Source organism: Propionicimonas sp. T2.31MG-18 (genome assembly GCF_964266745.1).
In the GTDB taxonomy this organism is placed as follows: Bacteria; Actinomycetota; Actinomycetes; order Propionibacteriales; family Propionibacteriaceae; genus Propionicimonas.
Genome location: NZ_CAXWGX010000012.1, coordinates 515,335 through 530,949, shown reverse-complemented (window position 1 = coordinate 530,949; position 15,615 = coordinate 515,335). Strand labels below are relative to the sequence as shown.

Annotated in this window: 13 protein-coding genes; 3 read left to right on the top strand and 10 right to left on the bottom strand. The window is 65.8% G+C overall.

What is annotated here, in order from left to right:
- Nucleotides 1-5: 5 nt before the first annotated feature.
- From deoC to ACFQQJ_RS07470, 3 genes are read right to left on the bottom strand one after another with little or no spacing between them, the layout of a single operon-like run.
- The gene (gene deoC, locus ACFQQJ_RS07480; protein ID WP_377105351.1) at nt 6-767 is read right to left on the bottom strand and encodes a deoxyribose-phosphate aldolase; all 762 of its coding nucleotides are present in this window, start codon (nt 765-767) and stop codon (nt 6-8) included.
- A gap of 36 nt (nt 768-803) precedes the next feature.
- Nucleotides 804-1,724 (bottom strand): glycyl-radical enzyme activating protein, encoded by a 921-nt coding sequence (locus ACFQQJ_RS07475; protein ID WP_377105350.1) that lies wholly within the window; start codon nt 1,722-1,724, stop codon nt 804-806.
- Complete coding sequence (locus tag ACFQQJ_RS07470) at nt 1,721-4,174, bottom strand: glycyl radical protein (protein ID WP_377105349.1); 2,454 nt, start codon at nt 4,172-4,174, stop codon at nt 1,721-1,723. Before ACFQQJ_RS07470 ends, ACFQQJ_RS07475 begins: the two co-directional genes overlap by 4 nt.
- A 140-nt stretch (nt 4,175-4,314) precedes the next feature.
- Between ACFQQJ_RS07470 and ACFQQJ_RS07465 the strand changes: the two genes are divergently transcribed.
- A complete protein-coding gene (locus ACFQQJ_RS07465) occupies nt 4,315-5,031 on the top strand; it encodes a GntR family transcriptional regulator (protein ID WP_377105348.1) in 717 nt (238 codons plus the stop codon).
- A 48-nt stretch (nt 5,032-5,079) separates the two neighbouring features.
- A complete protein-coding gene (locus ACFQQJ_RS07460) occupies nt 5,080-5,916 on the top strand; it encodes an HAD-IIB family hydrolase (RefSeq protein WP_377105347.1) in 837 nt (278 codons plus the stop codon).
- A 146-nt stretch (nt 5,917-6,062) separates the two neighbouring features.
- On the opposite strand, the gene ACFQQJ_RS07455 is transcribed toward ACFQQJ_RS07460, so the two are convergent.
- The 6 genes from ACFQQJ_RS07455 to ACFQQJ_RS07430 are packed head-to-tail and all read right to left on the bottom strand — an operon-like array spanning nt 6,063 to nt 13,596.
- Nucleotides 6,063-7,640 (bottom strand): GMC family oxidoreductase, encoded by a 1,578-nt coding sequence (locus ACFQQJ_RS07455; protein ID WP_377105346.1) that lies wholly within the window; start codon nt 7,638-7,640, stop codon nt 6,063-6,065.
- Nucleotides 7,641-7,655: 15 nt separating this feature from the next.
- Nucleotides 7,656-8,501 carry an HAD hydrolase family protein gene (locus ACFQQJ_RS07450; protein ID WP_377105345.1) on the bottom strand — a complete coding sequence of 282 codons (846 nt, stop codon included), beginning with the start codon at nt 8,499-8,501 and terminating at the stop codon, nt 7,656-7,658.
- The gene (locus ACFQQJ_RS07445; RefSeq protein ID WP_377105344.1) at nt 8,498-9,709 is read right to left on the bottom strand and encodes a hypothetical protein; all 1,212 of its coding nucleotides are present in this window, start codon (nt 9,707-9,709) and stop codon (nt 8,498-8,500) included. Before ACFQQJ_RS07445 ends, ACFQQJ_RS07450 begins: the two co-directional genes overlap by 4 nt.
- Complete coding sequence (locus ACFQQJ_RS07440) at nt 9,706-10,482, bottom strand: enoyl-CoA hydratase/isomerase family protein (RefSeq protein ID WP_377105343.1); 777 nt, start codon at nt 10,480-10,482, stop codon at nt 9,706-9,708. Before ACFQQJ_RS07440 ends, ACFQQJ_RS07445 begins: the two co-directional genes overlap by 4 nt.
- A gap of 1 nt (nt 10,483) precedes the next feature.
- Nucleotides 10,484-12,061: an acyl CoA:acetate/3-ketoacid CoA transferase gene (locus ACFQQJ_RS07435; RefSeq protein WP_377105342.1), complete on the bottom strand. Its 1,578-nt coding sequence runs from the start codon at nt 12,059-12,061 to the stop codon at nt 10,484-10,486.
- Nucleotides 12,062-12,084: 23 nt separating this feature from the next.
- Nucleotides 12,085-13,596, bottom strand: coding sequence for an aldehyde dehydrogenase family protein (locus ACFQQJ_RS07430; protein ID WP_377105341.1), 1,512 nt, complete (start codon nt 13,594-13,596; stop codon nt 12,085-12,087).
- Nucleotides 13,597-13,741: 145 nt separating this feature from the next.
- On the opposite strand from ACFQQJ_RS07430, the gene ACFQQJ_RS07425 reads away from it, so the two are divergent.
- Nucleotides 13,742-14,557 (top strand): IclR family transcriptional regulator, encoded by an 816-nt coding sequence (locus ACFQQJ_RS07425; protein WP_377105340.1) that lies wholly within the window; start codon nt 13,742-13,744, stop codon nt 14,555-14,557.
- Between the two features lie 40 nt (nt 14,558-14,597).
- On the opposite strand, the gene ACFQQJ_RS07420 is transcribed toward ACFQQJ_RS07425, so the two are convergent.
- Complete coding sequence (locus ACFQQJ_RS07420; protein WP_377105511.1) at nt 14,598-15,614, bottom strand: LacI family DNA-binding transcriptional regulator; 1,017 nt, start codon at nt 15,612-15,614, stop codon at nt 14,598-14,600.
- Between the last annotated feature and the right edge of the window lies 1 nt (nt 15,615).

The following is a 15,615-nucleotide window of genomic DNA, read 5'->3' as shown; positions in this document are numbered from 1 at the left end:
GCTTCTCAGTAGCTTCCGGCCTCGACCAGCGCGCTGGCGCCGGCGGGAGCGGCCTCGACAAGGCCCAGGACGATCGGCGTGCTGCGGTAGCCGATGCCCATGCGGTCGATCCCGGCGTCGATCAGGCGGAGGAAGTGGGCGCGGTCGCGGATGGAGCCGGAGCCCTTCACTTTTGCCCGCCCGGCGGCGCACTCCATCATGAGCGCAACCATCTCGTCGGAGGCACCGGTCTTCTCGTGCATGTTGGTGCCGGTGTAGAAACCGGTCGAGGTCTTGATGAAGTCAGCCCCGGCGGCGATCGACGCCTCGGCGACAGCCTTGATCTGGCTGATGGTCAGCGCGTCGGTCTCGAAAATGACCTTCACCGGCACGCCGGCTGCGTGGCACGGGTCGATCACCGCACGCAGGTCGTCCTCGACGCGCTTGAGTTCGCCGCCACGAATCCAGCCGAGGTTGGCGACGATGTCGAGCTCCTGAATGCCCTGCTCGAGGGTGATCATGGTCTGCGCCACCTTGGAGGCGGTGCTGGAGCAGCCAAACGGGAAGTCCACGACGACGCAGATGCCGGTATCGGTGCCGGCCAGAATCGGCGCGGCCAACTCGATGGCAGACGGGTTGATGCACGCGGTCTTGCACTTGTACAGCGCGGCGTTCTCAACCTCGTGACGAATCTCGTCCGGGGTGAACTCGGGCTTGAGCACCGAGTGATCGATGTAGACGGCGAGTTCGTCGGCGGTCATTTCTGCCGCGGGTTTGATCGGCTTCATTGCAGGAATCTCCATTTCTTGGTGATGTTTGTCAGATCAGGCGTTCACGCCGGCTTCGTAATGCACCGGCAGTCCGAGGTCACCGGCATACGCCAGCGCCTTGTCGAGGAGGGCCTGGTCGGGTGAAGGCACCTTTCCCAGGTCATAGGGGCGGCCAAGTCTGCGGTACTTGCCAACCCCGAGGGAGTGGTAGCCGAGCACATCGACTCGCGTCACCTTCTCTCCCATTGCGGCAACGATGTCGAATCGCTGACGCAGGTCGGTGGGATCGTCGTTGCAGCCAGGTACCAGAACCATGCGCACCCAGATCTCTGTGGCCTCATCCGCGAGCCTGCGGCCGTTCTCCAGAATGCGCTGGTTGCCGACCCCGGTAAGGCGCTTGTGCAACTCGGGGTCCGCCGCCTTGATGTCGTAGAGGAACAGGTCGGTTCCGCCCAGCACCTTCGCGAACTCCGTCCAGGGGACGTTGCCCGCGGTATCGATGGCGACGTGGACGTTCTGGTCGGCAAGGATCGCCTCGACGTCGCGAATGAAGTCGGCCTGCAGCATCGGCTCGCCACCGGAGAAGGTGACGCCGCCACCCGAAACGTCGTAGAAGGCCTTGTTGCGGAGCAGTCGGCGGGCGCACTCCGGCGCCTCGATCCACTCCCCCACCGTTTCGAACAGCCGAAGCGTGTTCTGCTCGACCACCTCGCTGGGCTTGCCCAGCTGGTCGCGGTCGATCGTCCACTCCTCGCCCGAGCGAGTGAGCGCGCCGCTGTTCTCTTCCAGGGCCAACTCGGGGTCCGTGATGCGCTCGGGGAAGAAGAACAGCTCCTCACCGGTGCGAAGGGTTTCGGGGTTGCTGCACCAGCGGCACTGCAGGTTGCAGCGCTTGAGGAAGACGGTCTGCCGCAGTCCGGGACCGTCCTTGGTGGAGTAGTCCTGGAACGAGGAGACCAGACCTTTCCTGGTCACAGCGAGTTCTCCGTCCGGGCGATGATCGCTTCCTGGGCTTCCGGCATGAGCGACACGAACTGGGCGCAGTAGCCGGCCACGCGGACGATCAGGCTGGTGTACTGGTCGGGGAACTGCTGGGCGAGCCGGAGGGTCTTGGAGTCGACGACGTTGAACTGGTTGTGGTAGATCCCCTTCACAAGGCTCGCGCGGAGGAAGTCGATGAACTTCTCCAGGTTCTCCTCGCCCGCGAGAGTCATCGGAGTGAACCGCATGTTCAGGAGCTGGCCGGCGGCGACTTCCTCGTTCGGCAGCTTGGCGACCGAGTTGATCACGGCCATCGGCCCAGTCACGTCGGTGCCCTGGGTTGGGGAGCAACCCTCGTTGAGCGGGTCCCCTGCGAAACGCCCGTCAGGGGTTGCTCCAACCACCTTGCCATTGGGGACGTAGGAGGTGATGTTCGAGGTGGACATCGTGTAGCGGCTGAGCTTCGGGCCGCGGCCCTCACGGACGGTGCGGTACTTCGGCAGCAGGCAGAGGTAGGAGTTGAAGACGTCGGCAACGATCTCGTCAGCCTCGTCGGAATCGTTGCCGAACTTCGGGTAGCTGATGATGTCGCGGCGAATCCGCTGGGAGGCGACCGACTGCCAGTTGTCAGCGAGTGCTTCCTTGAGCTGAGCGAACGAGAACCGGTCCGTGTCGAAGACGAAGTGCTTCATCACTGCCAAGGAGTTGCCCACGACCGCGGGGCCGATGTTGGACTGGGAGACGACGTCATAGGTGCACCCCCCCTGCTTGAGCGTGCGACCCAGCTTCATGGAGTCGTGGACGAACACACTTGCGAAGGGCGAAGCGTCGAACACCTCAAGGCTCACGTCGCAGACGGCATCACATTCGACGGCGAGGTCGGAGTAGAACTCCAGCAGCTTCTCCCAGGCCAGCCAGACCTCTTCATAGCTGTTGTACTCGATGTCGGTGCCCGGCTTGCCGTTGATGCTTACGAGCTGGATTCCGCTTCGCGGATCGGTGCCGTTGTTGAGCAGCAGCTCCAGCACCTTGCCCCAGTTGACGTAGGTCATCCCGGTCGCGCGATGCCCGTACTTGCCTTCCACGCCAGTCTCAACGCAGCCGATGGCACAGTAATTGAGGGAGTCCTCATGATCGACACCGATGCCGTCGAGGCCGGCGACGACGACGTGGTCGTTGAACATGGAGGGCATGCCCATCCCGGTGCGGATCAGTTTGGCGGCGATCTCCAAGAGCTCGCGAGGGGTGTCCAGGTTGTAGCGCATCGAGAAGTTCGGCTCTGCCAAGCGGCACAGGTTCATCGCCTCGACGCAGAGGTACGACAGGTCGTTGGTGCCGTCGACGCCGTCGGGACGGTAGCCGCCGACCATCAGGTTGCTGTAGAGCGGGTAGCCCTGGGAGAAGGTCGTGTGCCCCATGGGACGGACCTTGTTCAGGCTGGAGTTGAGGATGAAGAAATGCGTGAGGAGTTCAAGCGCGGACTCAGGAGTGATCAGTCCGGCAGCGAGGTCCTTCTCGTACAAGGGGAGCATGTACTGGTCGAAGCGGCCGTAGCAGAAGGAGTGGCCGTTGCTCTCGATCATCTGGAGCACGTGGGTGACATAGGCCGAGACAACGCCTTCGTAGAAGTGTTCGACCGGGCCCTCGAGCAAGGTGTCGCTCATCGCGGCCATGCGGAGCAATTCCGATCGGCGCTTGGCGTCTGCGCCCGCGGCCAGACCGCGCAGAAGCGGTCCGTACCGCTTCACGTAGTCGAGCGCACCCTCAAGGCTGATCACGACCGCCTCGTAGAAGACGCGCTGCTCAGGATCAATGACCTCTTCGAGGCGGGCCTTCGCCTCCTCAATGATGCCGCGGTAGCCCTTGGCGAAGATCAGGCTGTGGTCGGGGACGATGTGACCGTCACCGGACATCGAGATGCCGCCACGGTGGAGAACGCCTTGCGCCGAGGCGAGGTCCATCTCGGGTGACACAGTCGCCTTGACGACGTCCTCGTGGGTGTTGCCGTGCCAGAAGCCTTGGATCCCGCGCAGATCACCCTTCACCTGCTCGTCGACCTCGAACATGTCGCCGCTTCGCAGCGCGAACTCGTCCAGTTCGTCGACGACCCAGTCGATCGAGTACTCGGGGAAGATCGGGGCCGCGAAGCTTCGCGACGCCTGGTTGCCGAACACGAGCGAGTCGGGCTCCAGGTAGAGAGTCATGGTGCGCAGCGTCTCGGCGAAAGCGAGCGCCTTGCGGGTCATGTACGGCAGGTCGGGACGGTCGGCGAATACGCGGGTGTAGGTCAAGGCCCGCTCGCTGCACAGGGAGGCCCTGCGCTTCTCCATGCGAGAGCGCAACTGCGCTATCCGCGGCAGTTCAACCAGCGTCGCGTCGAGATCGAGTTGAAGAAACGGCTGCACCATCGCTCGCCACTCCTGTCCTGTTTCGTCCAGTGCCACAAACGTACACCTTTTCCGATCTAGTTGTCTAGTAGATGCCTAGGTCTATCTTGTACATGCTAGGGTTGTCCATGTTGGGACCCACGAGCTTCCGGCGGTACCCCTAGAACTTGTCTACCGAAGTGCGAGGTGAACACGACGTGAGCGTGAAGGCGACCCCCAAGCAGGGCTATCGCGAGATCGCTGCCTGGCTGTTGGAGCGCTGCGCCGAGCTGCCGCCCGGCAGTCCGATCCCTTCCGAACTCCAGCTGGCAGAGATGTTCGGCGTTCACCGCATGACTGCGCGGCATGCACTGGAGACCCTGCGGGCGGCCGGCAAGATCGAGCGCCGTCAGGGCGCGGGGAGCTTTACCGCCCAGCCGCCGATGCACCGCGACGAGGCGCTGCTGCATTCGTTCACCGAGGAGATCCGTCGGCGGGGCGAGCAGCCCAGCTCCATCGTGATCGAGCAGCGGCTCGGTATCCTCCCCGAGCGCGCCATGCTCATGGGCCTCGACCCTCGCCAGCCCCTGGTGCGGATCTACCGCGTGCGGTGTGCCGACGATATTCCCCTGGCTCTGGAGGCCAGCTACCTGCCCGGTGAACTCGCACAGGCTGTCGACCAGGATTTCTCCAGGACCTCGCTGCATCAGTGGCTGCGCGACGCGGGCTACACCCCAGCGAAGGCGACTGGCTTCATCTCCGCCCGCCTCGCTTCCGACCGCGAAAGTCGGCTGCTTGGCCAAGAGCCACCCACCGCCCTGTTGGTCGAGGCCCGAATCATCCGCGATCGCGACGACCGGGTGGTGGAGAGCACCGAGACCGCGTACCTCAGTTCCCGCTGGGCGATCGACACCTCTGCGTCCGTCGACGTCTGAACGGACCCGCTCGTCCCAGATCACCCGCCCGAAGTCGCTGGAGGTACCATGCCCGATCCGAACCCCCGATCGGTGTGCGCCCTCGCCATCGACGTCGACGGCACTCTGCTCGATCCGGGTCACGAAGTAACGTCGGCCGCCCAACAAGCGGTCCACATGCTCAGGGACAGCGGAGTGCTCCCGGTGATCACCACATCGAGGCCGCCGGCTGCCATCGCCGCCTTCGTCCGGCTGCTCGACCTGGCCGACATGCCGGTCGTGACCTGCCAGGGCGCGGTATGGGGAAGCACCGATAGCGTCGGCACCTTCCACGCTCGCACAGAGCACCCGGTGAATATCGACGACGCCCGCGACGTCGCCCGCCTTGCGCACGAACACGGATTCGGCGTCTCGTGGTTCTACCCCGACTGCTGGCTCGCCGAGTCGGCGGATCCGCTGGTCGCGCAGGAGGAAGTAATCACCGGAACCTCGGCCCGGCGCGTCAGCCAGCTGACGGACGAGGTCCGTCCGCCGCTCAAGATCCTGATCATGGCCACTCCCGGCAGGGAGGCCGAGCTGTCGGGTATGAGTCGTGCGTTGCCAAGCACGGTCGCCGGGGCAACCTCGCGAAGCGACTACCTCGAGATCGTCAAGCGGGGCGTTTCGAAGTGGTCGGCGCTGGAGGAGGTCTTCGCTGCCCACGACGTGCCGATCGACCGAACCGCCGCCATCGGCGACGGGAACAACGATCTCGAGATGATCAGCAACGCCGCGATCGGGATAGCGATGGGCCACGCGCCGAGCACCGTTCGCCAGGCCGCTCGCTGGATTGCGCCCGACAATCGTCACGAAGGGTTCGCCGCGGCCGTGGCGTGGCTCCTCCGCCACGGATTGGATGCGGACTAGGTCACCTGCGGCCGGCCGTTCCAGGCGCCGCGCACGACCCGGGGTGGCGCTCCGCATGGGAGCGCCACCGGCGGCCACGAGGGCCGGTGTCGAGTGGTCCGCGATGTCCATGCGATTACCTGATCAGGAGCCGAGCCGCTGCTCGGCTACTTCCCGGCCTTGATCAGATCGGCGCCCTTCTCGGCGATCATCATGGTCGGGGCCATGGTGTTGCCACTGATGAGCTTGGGCATGATCGAGGCATCGATGACGCGGAGTCCTTCAATGCCGCGGACGCGCAGCTGCGGATCCACGACCGCATCGTCGCCGGTCCCCATGCGACACGTACCGACGGGGTGGTAGTCGCACGACCCGTACTGGCGGGCGTAGGCGAGGATCTGTTCGTCAGTCTGCTCACCTGCACCCGGCAGCAGTTCCTTCGCGATGAACTGCTGCATCACCGGGCGTGCGAGGACCTCGCGGATCGTCCGCACCAGCGTGACCGCCATGTCCTTGTCACGCTGCGCGGTCAGGTACTGCGGGTCGATCACCGGCTCAATGGCAGGATCCGAGGAGGCGAGGCTGACCGTTCCACGGCTCTCCGGCCGGAGGAATGTCGAGTTGACCGTGAACCCATTGCCGTCCAGGTGGGTCTGGCCTCCGCGGACCACGAGGGCCGGCGCGATGTGGACCTGCATGTCCGGACGATCTGCACCAGGGCTCTTGAAGAATCCGCCACCCTCGACGATGACCGAGGCCGCCGGGCCTTTGCGCCAAAGGGCCCACTCGACGCCCGGAGCGATCATCGCCGGGAACTTCTGAAGGTGGTCGTAGCTGATCGGATCCTTGAGGCGAGAGTGCACGTTGACGTTCAGGTGGTCCATCAGGTTCTTGCCGACTCCCGGCAGATCGTGAACCGATTTGATCCCGACCTTCGACAACTCCTCGGCAGCGCCAATGCCGGAAAGCATCAGCAGTCGCGGTGTGTTGATGGCGCCAGCGGAGAGGACCACCTCTCGGTTAGCGCGGTAGACCTTGCCACCGGCGCCACCAACCTCGATTCCGACAGCACGCCCCTTCTCCACGACGACGCGGGTGACCCGAGCACCCGTGACCACCGTGAGGTTCTTCCGGCTCTTGATCGGGCGTAGGAAGGACGTAGCCTGCGAGCGACGAAGTCCCGCACGGTAGATGACCTGGTACAGGCCGGCGCCGTACATGCTCTTGCCGTTGAAGTCGGGGTTGTACGGGAGGCCCAACTCTTCCACCGCCTTCACGAAGGAGGTGCTGAGGACGTGCGGGTTCGTCTGGTCGGAGACCGCCTGCGGTCCGCCCTGGCCGTGGTACTCGTTGACCAGACGGCTGTTGTCCTCACTCTTGATGAAGTAGGGCAGGACGTCGGAGTATCCCCAACCCTCGTTGCCGAGGCTCGCCCAGTGGTCGTAGTCCTCGGCTTGGCCGCGGATGTAGATCATGGCGTTGATCGCGCTGGAACCGCCGAGGGTCTTGCCCTGGGGGTACCAGACCCGACGGTTGTCGAGGCCGACCTGCGGGGCGGTGAAGAACCGCCAGTTGACCTTGGGGCCCATCAGGAACGGAATACCGCCGGGGATGTGGATCATCGGGTTCCAGTCGCTGGGTCCCGCCTCCAGTAGGAGGACTGAGATCGACGGATCCTCGGAGAGCCGGTTGGCCAGTACGCAGCCTGCGCTGCCGCCGCCGACGATGACGTAGTCGAAAGACATTTCGGGGGTTCCCTTTCAGTAGGAGCTGGATTGCGCTAGTAGTTGATCGATGGCCCAGGCGACACCGTCATCGACGTTGCGCCATGTCACCCAGGTCGCGATGTTGCGGACGTCGTCGCTGGCGTTGTCCATCGCGAACGAGTAGCCCACAGCCTTGAGCATCGAGATGTCGTTGTCGCAGGCCCAGATGCCTGCGGTCTGGTTGAGGTGTACGCCGAGACCGGACAGCGCCGCGCGCAGCCCGGACGCCTTGTCGATCTGATGGTCCGTGACCTCCAGCCGAGTGGGGCTCGAGAACGCCCCCTTGATGCTGAACGGGAGCTCCCGGCGGTACTGCTGCAGCGCGGACTGGTCGGCATCGCGCCCGCAGGAAACGACCAGCTTGTGGGGGGCCATGTCCGGATGGAGCGCATCACCGGTGAGGACTTCGGGGTCTAGGCCGCTGATAGCAGCCTCCTGCAGGACCGCGGCGTCGATGCCCCGCACCAGCCACTGGTCGCCGATGAACCGGCTGACTGAGAGGCCGCGGTCGAGGGCGCGGTCTTCAAGACTCAGTGCCTTCTCGGGATCGATCCGGGCCTCGCAAAGGATCTCAAGCCCACCTCCCTCGGAGCGGCGGCCGACGAGAGCGCCTTGGCAGGCGACGAAAACTTCCGCTTCGATGCCGAGGCGGCGCTGGACATCGCGAAGCCGCGCTGGCGGCCGCGCGCTAGTGAGAATCACCCTCACGCCGGCCCGCTTGACCTTCCCGATCGCCTCGACGGTCGCGCCCGTGAGGACATCGCCATCGGTCAGGACCGTCCCGTCAACGGCCAGGGCGAGGACCCGCATCTCCCCGGCGGGAAGGGCTGACCGGGTCACACCGAATCCTTCCCGGTGGACGAGTCCGCCTCGATCCGGGCGGCTCGCATCAGGGCCTCCACGAAGTAGTGGTCACCCCACATCACGCTCTCGTCGATTCCGAGGCCGTTCTTCTGGTGGTAGGTCGCGTGCTTGATGATGCCCTCATAGCCGGGGGTGTCGGCAGCGATAAAGGTGGTTGCGCGCAGGCTACGCAGAATCCTGAGGCCGTACTCGCGGTACACCTGGACCTCCAATGCGGCAGGTGCCGACTCCGAGAGGTAGAGCATCGCTGCCGACGCCACCGCTGCGGCGGAGGCCTCCCACTGAGTGAGCGGGGACGGATCCAGCCAGTCGTTCGGCGGCACGCCGTTCGACGGCGTCATCGCGATGTAGTAATTCGCGGCGCGGCACGCAGCATCGAGGAAGGCGGGGTTGCCCGTGTGCTCGTACGCTGTGGTGAAGCCGTAGATCGCCCAAGTGGTCCCGCGCGCCCATGAGGAGTCGGTCCGCCACCCTTGATGGGTGTCGGCGCGGACGAACTCGCCGGTCCCAGTGTCGAACCAGCCTTCGTGAATGGTGCTGCCGTCGCCGCGGACGAGGTGACGCCGGCTCGTAAGGGCATGAGTCTCCGCGATCTGGCGAAGCTGTGCGTCGCCGGAGTACTCGGCCGCGCGGAAGATTATGCCGACGTTCATCATGATGTCGATGAAGGTGCTTCCGGGCGCCACCCAGGAACACAGGTACCCGCCGGCCTCCATGAATCGGCCAGCCATCGTGCGCCCCGCCTCGATCACCACCTCGCGCGCCCGCGCGTCTCCGGTCAGGTCGTAGCAGCGGCCCCAGCTCGGCTCCATCAGAAAGCCGATGTCATGGGTACCGGTGTCATGCTTGCGCGGCTCGACGATCCGGCTATACGCGCGAGCCTGTTCCAACCACCACGGGTCTTGCGAGCGGTCGGCGAACATCCATACCAGGCCCGACAGGAATCCGGCGCTCCACGAGGGAGCCCAAGGATCCTCAGAGACGACCCAACTGCCGTCCTCGGTGTAGGTCGGGGTTTGCCCCGGTCGGCGGGTGATCAGGCCATGGATCTGCTGCTGGGCGAAGTCGAGCGCCTCGTCAATGCTTAGCACCCGGTCGCCAGCCACAGACTCATACGAGCGATCGGCGTCGACCGAGTCGCGACCATCGCGCGCCACGATTGCGCTCGCGATGCGGGCGGTCACTGGCTCTTCCCCCGTGTCAGGAAGGCCGCGACCGCGGCTTGCTGGGCTTCGGTCGCGCAGCTCGTTGCGACGGCGTCCGCTTCGGCGATGAGGCCTTCAGTGAGTCCGGGCTGCAGCCCAATGCCGATTGCTCGCTTGGCGCCTCGGATCGCGGTGGGATCCTTCGTCGCATAGAGCGACGCCATTTCGAGGGCGGCCGCCACGGCGTCGTCCGCGACCCGGTTCACCAACCCTGTCTCGTGGGCCCGTGCAGCGGTGATGGTCTCGCCGCCGAAGATCATCTCGTTCGCGATTCCCCTGCCGACCAGTCGCGGGAGGCGTTGGGTTCCTCCCCAGCCCGGCAGATTTGCAAGATTGATCTCGGCCTGCCCCAGACGGGCCGTTGCGGCCGCAACCCGGATGTCACACGCCATCGCCAACTCGAGACCTCCACCGAGGGCGAAGCCGTTGATTGCTGCGATCACCGGGACGGGCAGTGCCTCCAGCCGGTCGAATAGGAGCTGGCCATAGCGCATCTGCTCCCTCGCCCGGTGTTCGCCGATGCCGTTGAGCTCAGTGACGTCGGCCCCCGCGCAGAACGCCTTCGAGCCCGATCCGGTGATCACCAGGACACGCGGAGCGTCGGCCGTGCCGAATCCCAGCTCAATGCCATGGATGACTTGGTCGAGCTCCGCCAGGATCGGCCGGTTCAAGGCGTTGCCTTTGGTGGGGCGGTTGAGAGTGGCGAGGAGGATCGGCCCGCGGGTCTCGCGCAGGACCAGGTCGTCGCTCATGTCAGGACTTCTCCTTCAGGGTCAGGTGCATGGGCTCGTCGCGGAAGATCGCGCGGGGCATCAAGGTGAGCTCGGGGCTGATCTTCGGGCGAAACCCCATCTGGGCGAGAACATCGGTCTCAAGATCGAGCCCGGGGGCGATCTCAATCAGTTCCGGGCCGTCGGCGGTGAGCCGGAACACGGCCCGCTCGGTGACGTAGGTGACCGGCTTCCCGTTCTTCAACGCCTGGCGGGCGGAGAAGCTGACCTGCTGAACGCCGGGGACGAGCTTCGCCTTACCTGCGGAATCGACCCGGATCCCGGGGCCGGGCGCTTCACCGTCTGTGGACTGCGTGGCACCGAGGGAGACGGCGCCTCCGGCGGCGAATGTGCCGACGAACACGATCTGTTTGGCCCCCTGGGAGATGTTGACGAAACCGCCGATGCCAGGGATGCGTCCGCCGAACTTGCTTACGTTGACGTCGCCCCGCGAGTCGATCTCGGCGAAGCTGAGCACGGTCACGTCCAGCCCCCCGCCGTCATACCAGTCGAACTGGTGACCGGCGTCGAGGCTTGCTTCAGGGTTCACGCAGAGGCCGAAGTTGCTGCCTCCGGCGGGGACGCCGCCGACGTGGCCCTGTTCGACCGTGAACGTGACCTCATCCGCACGACCCTCCTCGGCAAGGACAGCGGCGACCCCGTCAGGCATCCCGAAGCCGAGGTTGATCACGTCGTCGCCGTGGACTTCCATCGCCGCCCGGCGAGCGATCACCTTACGCAACGACATAGGCATCGCCTGGAGGGCAGTATGGTCCTCGCGTTGAGCGCCGGTGAGCACCGGGTCGTCCAGGGTCGCGAAGGACAGACGCTGATCGGGATCGACAACAACGGCGTCAACAAGCACACCGGGAACCTTCACGTCCCTGGGATCGAGCTCACCAGCCCCGACAGCCTCCCGCACCTGCAGCAGCACGACTCCGCCGCTGTTCTTCGCCGCCTGGGCCGCCGACAATGTCTCGGCGAGAAGACCCTCGCCGTCCATGGTCGTGTTTCCGCGGGCATCGGCCCGGGTCCCGCGGATGATCGCGACGTCGATCGGGAAGCTCCGGGTGAACAGGTAGTCCTCGCCGCCGAGGGTGAGCACCTCGACAAGGTCATCGATCGCCGAGGCGTTGAGCTTGCCGCCCTCAAGCCGGGGGTCGACGAAAGTGCCGAGGCCGACGGCCGAGAGGTGTCCGGGCCGTCCGGCCGCAATATCTCGGAGCAGGTGGGAGAGGGTGCCCTGGGGCAGGCAGTAGGCCTCAATCCTCTCGTCGACCGCCAGTTTCTGCATGCGATCGGTCCAGCCCCAATGCCCGCCGATAACCCGGCGGACCATCCCGGCGTGGGAAAAGCGGTCAATGCCGCCTCCGTGGCCATCTCCCATGCCCGAGACGTGGATCAGGGTCAGGTCGCGGGGATGGCCCTCAGAAAGGAACCGCGCCTCAAGGGCGGCGAGGATCGCGCCCGGCTCGTTGACGCCACCGCCTGACCCGTCGACCAGGACGGTATCGCCGTCGCGGACCAGCTTCGCGGCCTCTGCCGCGTCCAGGGTCTTCACAGTCTCACTGGCCATGAGGACGGTCAGACTTCGGGCGAGAACGCGAAGGTGCCGGCCCGCTTCCCGGTGCGGATGTTGACCGACTTGAGCTCAGTGAACTCCTCGAAGCCGGCCAGGCCCATCTCGCGTCCAACGCCACTGGCCTTGTAGGCACCGAACGGCATCTGAGGAGGAGCGTCGATGGTGGTGTTGACGTAAATCGTGCCGCTCTTCAGTGCCTTGGCTGACACCAGCACCTTGTCGATGTTCTTCGACCAGATGCTGTTGGACAGGCCGTACTCCACGGCGTTTGCCAGCCGGATTGCGTCATTCTCGTCGGAGAACCGCGTGGCGGTCAGGACCGGCCCGAAGATCTCGTGACCAAAGGCGGTCATGTCGGGCGCGACACGGTCAAGGATCGTGGGCGAAATGAACTGGCCGGAGGCCAGCTGTCCGGTGCGGAGCCGCTCGCCGCCCGCGACCAGGACGGCGCCCTGGCTCCGACCCTTCTCGACGTGACCGAGGACCGCGTTGAGGTGGCCCTCGTGGATGAGGGCGCCGACGTCGGTCGCGCGGTCGAGGGGATCGCCAACGGTGAGCTGCCGGGTCCGCCGAGCGAGTTCGACGAGGAACTCGTCAGCCACGCTGTCCTGGATGAGGAGGCGGGACTGCGCGACGCAGCACTCGCCGTTGTTGAAGAACCCGCCGAACAACACGCCCTCGATCGCGTCCTCTAGGTCGGCGTCGGCGAACACGATGTTGGCAGCCTTGCCGCCGAGCTCGAGGGACAGCTTCTTCAGATTGCCTTTGCCGGCGTCGATGACGTGCCGACCGGTCGCAGTGGACCCGGTGAAGGAGACCACGTCCACGTCCATGTGCTCGGTGATGGCCTGCCCAGTCGGTCCCGTACCGAGCGTGAGGTTGAGCGTGCCGGCGGGCAGCCCAGCCTCCTCGTAGAGCTTGACGATGGCCTCGGTGGTGCTGCTCGTGAACTCGGACGGCTTCACCACCACCGTGCAGCCCGCGGCCAGCGCGAACGGCAACTTCTGACAAAGGATCAGTGCGGGGAAGTTCCACGGCGTGATCAGCCCGACGACTCCCGACGGCTCCCGCAGGACCAGGCCCGTGAAATCCGGGCCGTTGGTGGTGTAGGTCATCCCATGCGTCTGGGTGGCCAATCCGGCTGCGTACCGGGTGAGCGTCGCCGCGCCGGCGATGTCTCCCTCGGTGAGGCGCAGCGGCTTGCCGCCCTCCTCCGAGTCGAGCCGCGCCAACTCGGCCGCGTTGGCGTCGATGAGGTCGGCGACGCGGGTCAGCACCGCCGCTCGCTCGAAGCCCGTCATGCGGGGCCAGGCGCCGACCTCGAACTGGCGGCGGGCAGCTGCCACGGCATTGTCCACCTCCTTGGGCGTGGCGCACGGGACCTCGGCAACGAGCTGGCCATTCGCGGGCGCAGTGCGGGAGAAGACGGTGTCACCCTCACCGACGACCCAGCGACCGTCGATGTAGTGATTGAGACGACGAACGGAGGTGGTCATACCGGCGGCCTCAGCCATTTCTCGGGCTCCTTTGAACGATGAGGTATGCCGAGTAGGCTACGCGGCAGTGTTTGTAGCTGTATAACGATATTTGCAGGTCGCAAACGCTCACGGGCAGATTCCAGCGTGAGCCACGCATTGAGGATCAAGGAACGGAGGTCACATGACTGCAGACGAGGCGGACTCCCCGCCGGCTCCACGGCGCGTTCGTGCGGTCGAGCACGCGATGGATGTTCTCGACGCGATCAACGCGCTCGACGGCCAGGCGGGCGTCAGCGAGATCGCCCGCCAGACGGGCCTTAGCAAGGCCGCAGTGCATCACCTTCTGGCCACCCTGGCCGATCGGCGTTTCGTGACCCAGGACGCCGTGACGTCGCAGTACCGCCTCGGCTGGGCGCTCTACGAGCTGGGCAGTTCGGTCGTCCATGGCCTCAGGCTCGAACGCGCCTCGGCGCCACACCTGGCATGGCTGGCGGCCCACACCGGCGAATCGGTGCTGCTCAGCATTCTCAGTGAGGACGAACTGCTGTATGTGGCGTCCGCCGACGCCCCGCAGACCGTTCGGATGGTGGCGACGTCGGGTCGCCGGTCCGCCTTGCACGCCACGGCTTCGGGCAAGATCCTGCTCGCGTTCTCCGACGACCAGGAGATGGTGGACCGGATCATCAGCAAGGCGCTTCCGCGCTGGACTCCCACGACCATCACGCAGCCGAACCGCATCAGGACCGATCTCGCCAAGGTCAAGGCGAGCGGCTTCGCGACGTGTTGGGAGGAGCGCGAGGTCGGATTGTGCTCGATCGCCATACCCATCCGCGACTTCACCGGTCACGTCGTCGCAGCCCTTGCCCTCGCTGGGCCGGCAGGCCGCCTGAACGAAGAGACGGTCGGTGCGCACCTGCCACCTCTGCTCCAGACGGGCAACCGTATCCAGCTGGAGTTGGGCGTGCGGCCGGCGACGCTGCGCGCGAAGGCCAAATAGGGACCTTGCCGCTGACTCGATGCTCCGTGCGCAACCCCGCTCACTTGGACTCGGCCGATCGAGGAGGGCCGACCGAGCCTCGGTCGATGAACCGCGGTGGGGTCGGCACCAGCACGTCCTGCGACGCGCCACCTCGGATCTGATGGAGGAGCGCCACCATCGCCTGTTCGCCCTGCTCGTCGTGAGCCATCGCGATCGTGCTGAGCGGCGGGCGCAAGAAGCTCGCGGTCCGGTCGTCGTCGAACGAGATCACCGAGACCCGATCGGGCACCTTCCACTGCGCCCGCTCCAGGGCGTCGAGGACCCCCAGTGCTTGGAAGTAGTTGCCCACGTAGATCGCGGTGACCGTCGATTCGGCTTCGACGAGCGCCCGGGTCGCGACGGCGCCGCCCTCCTCGCTCAACGACGTGGGAATCAGCTCCACTGACACTCCCGCCTGCACTCCCGCCTGCGCGAAGGCGCGCGCTTGCAGCGCGGAGTTGGGCAGCTCCGCCGGGCCGGCGATGTGTGCGACATGGCGGTGGCCGGCCTCCGCGAGGCGAAGCAGCGCCTCCCGCCCTGCTGCCTCGAAGTCGACCGTGACGTTGCGGCCGCTCCCGGGATGGAGTCGGTTGACGAACACATGAGGGAGCGGGCCGATCACGGCGCGATCCAGTAGCGGATGGCCCGGACGGTAAGACGCGATAAGCAATCCGTCGGTGCGGCCTGGGTCGGCGAGCTGCCGGTACGGAAGGGCCTCGGTGGCAGTGTCCTCGGAGATCAGCACCGCGTAGCCCTCTCTCGATGCGACCTTCATGGCCCCGCGAGCGATCCGGGCATACACGGGGTTGGTCAGATCGGGGATCAGAAGAGTCACGGTGCGGGTCTGGGCAGAGGCCAGCGCTCGGGCGCCAGGGTGCGGCCGATAGTTGAGCTTCTCCGCGGCCCGCAGGATCCGGGCTCGCGTCTCCGGCCGCACCCGCACGGTCGAGTCACCGTTGAGCACCCTTGACACCACCGAAGATGTGACACTCGCTTCGGTAGCCACATCCTGCAGACTCACCCTACCCTGCGTCATT